The organism is Acinetobacter sp. YH12219 (genome assembly GCF_013417875.1).
In the GTDB taxonomy this organism is placed as follows: Bacteria; Pseudomonadota; Gammaproteobacteria; order Pseudomonadales; family Moraxellaceae; genus Acinetobacter; species Acinetobacter amyesii.
This window is the reverse complement of the sequence record NZ_VPDC01000062.1, coordinates 1-1,650: the sequence shown is the minus strand read 5'-3', so window position 1 is coordinate 1,650 and position 1,650 is coordinate 1. Positions and strand designations below refer to the sequence as shown.

Annotated in this window: 2 protein-coding genes and 2 pseudogenes; 3 read left to right on the top strand and 1 reads right to left on the bottom strand. The window is 37.9% G+C overall.

All coding sequences use genetic code 11. The annotated features are described in order from the left end of the window. Both FTV04_RS16590 and FTV04_RS16585 read left to right on the top strand, forming a co-directional pair. Window positions 1-107, top strand: a pseudogene (locus FTV04_RS16590) (IS5/IS1182 family transposase); the annotation flags it as partial. Between the two features lie 55 nt (window positions 108-162). Next, complete coding sequence (locus tag FTV04_RS16585) at window positions 163-540, top strand: copper resistance protein NlpE (protein ID WP_180090430.1); 378 nt, start codon at window positions 163-165, stop codon at window positions 538-540. A gap of 183 nt (window positions 541-723) precedes the next feature. Here FTV04_RS16585 and FTV04_RS17040 read toward each other — a convergent pair. After that, window positions 724-789, bottom strand: a pseudogene (locus FTV04_RS17040) (hypothetical protein); the annotation flags it as partial. Window positions 790-1,033: 244 nt separating this feature from the next. Here FTV04_RS17040 and FTV04_RS16580 point away from each other — a divergent pair. Further along, window positions 1,034-1,570 (top strand): hypothetical protein, encoded by a 537-nt coding sequence (locus tag FTV04_RS16580; protein ID WP_180090428.1) that lies wholly within the window; start codon window positions 1,034-1,036, stop codon window positions 1,568-1,570. The last annotated feature ends 80 nt before the right edge of the window (window positions 1,571-1,650 follow it).

Below are 1,650 nucleotides of genomic sequence, written 5' to 3'. Positions count from 1 at the left end.
AAACCTTCAAAATTCTTGCTGAGCGATATCGCAATCGAGGCAAAAGACTAGCATTAAGATTCAATCTAATTGCTGGAATTTATAACTTGGAGCTGAGTGAAAAATGACTTATGAAAGAAATCTAATGAATCTGAAACTACGACACCACCAGATAATAATGTCATTGCCAATACAGACGCAGCCTCAGAAAGTCCGATTGCCACAGGTGATAACACCGAAAATGCACTTGATTGGGCAGGTGAATATAAAGGAATTCTGCCTTGCCATGATTGCAAAGGGATTGAAACTGAGCTTGAACTCAAACTCAATAAAAGCTATGAGCTTGGCCAAGAGTTTTTAGGTAAACCTGTGAACACTGAAAATAAAGTGAAAGGCAGTTTTAAGTTTTTGCCAGATCAACCTGGGATGATTCAACTTGATGCCCAAGGCGACAATCGAATTTATTTTGTAGGTGAAAACTTTATTGAGCTTCATGGTGATAAAGGTGAAAAATTGGAAATGCCTGAATTAAATTTCCAGCTCACCAAAAAGCTTGATTAGCGTTTTACTTAACATTTGTAGTCATAGTTAGTCATAAAAAATCCCCGCAAGTAGCGGGGATTTTTTGTTTAATCCAAATGTATCAACGGGTTAATTATTTTCCGCCAAATACATAAGAAAGACCTACACGACCACCAACTTCGCTACCACCTGCAACACCAAGAGCAGCGCTAAGTGAAGTACGGCCATCACTATAATAGCGAGCACACCTGCAAAAATTGGACGTTCAATAAAAAATTTTGACAGCATAGAACAAGATCACTTTCTGGTGGCGATTGGGCTTAAACACGCAATATTTTTCTTCAAATTAACATAGGCGAGTGGATCTTCCGTGACTGAAAATCAAAAAATTATACTTTTTCACAAAAATATTGTTTTTTCTTCATTTTTTCTCACAGATTTTTGTGTTTACCCTCCCAATTTTGGGATAGCTCCTAAACTCATCTAATTTCTATACTGCAGATATGACAATTTGAATAACAAGGAATTCGTGATGAAAAAAACTTTATTATGCTTAACTTTAGCAGGCTTACTGAGTGCATGTGGTGGTTCAGACAATGATTCTGGTAGTTCTGCTCCCCCACCTTCAAGCTCCCTAAAAACTGGGATACTGACCGATGGACCTGTGAGTGGCGCAACGTATACAATTAATGGCGTTTCTAAACGTACAAATGCTCAAGGGGAGTTTGAATATCAAGAAGGTGATGAAATCACTTTCCATATCGGAAATATTGAAATTGGCACAGTAACTGGTGCTGATCGTATTACCCCTGTGGAGTTAGCCGATGATGTAACAACACGAACAAATTTACTTATTTTTTTACAATCTTTAGATTCTGAGGGTGATCATGACGATGGTATTCAAATCCCTGACTCAGTGAGTCAACTCCCTGCAAACTCAATTGACTTCTCTAAACCAACAACAGAATTTATTACAAGCTTTCAACCTGTTCTACAAACAATAGAAGTTTTTAAAGATAAAGGGCTTTGTTGCACAAACCTATCTGTAAAGGCTTTTTCAGCGATATAATTTTCAAATGAAGAAGCCTACACACAAAATCTACCGCACAACCAATTGGCCCGCATATAACCGAGCACTCATGAGTCGCG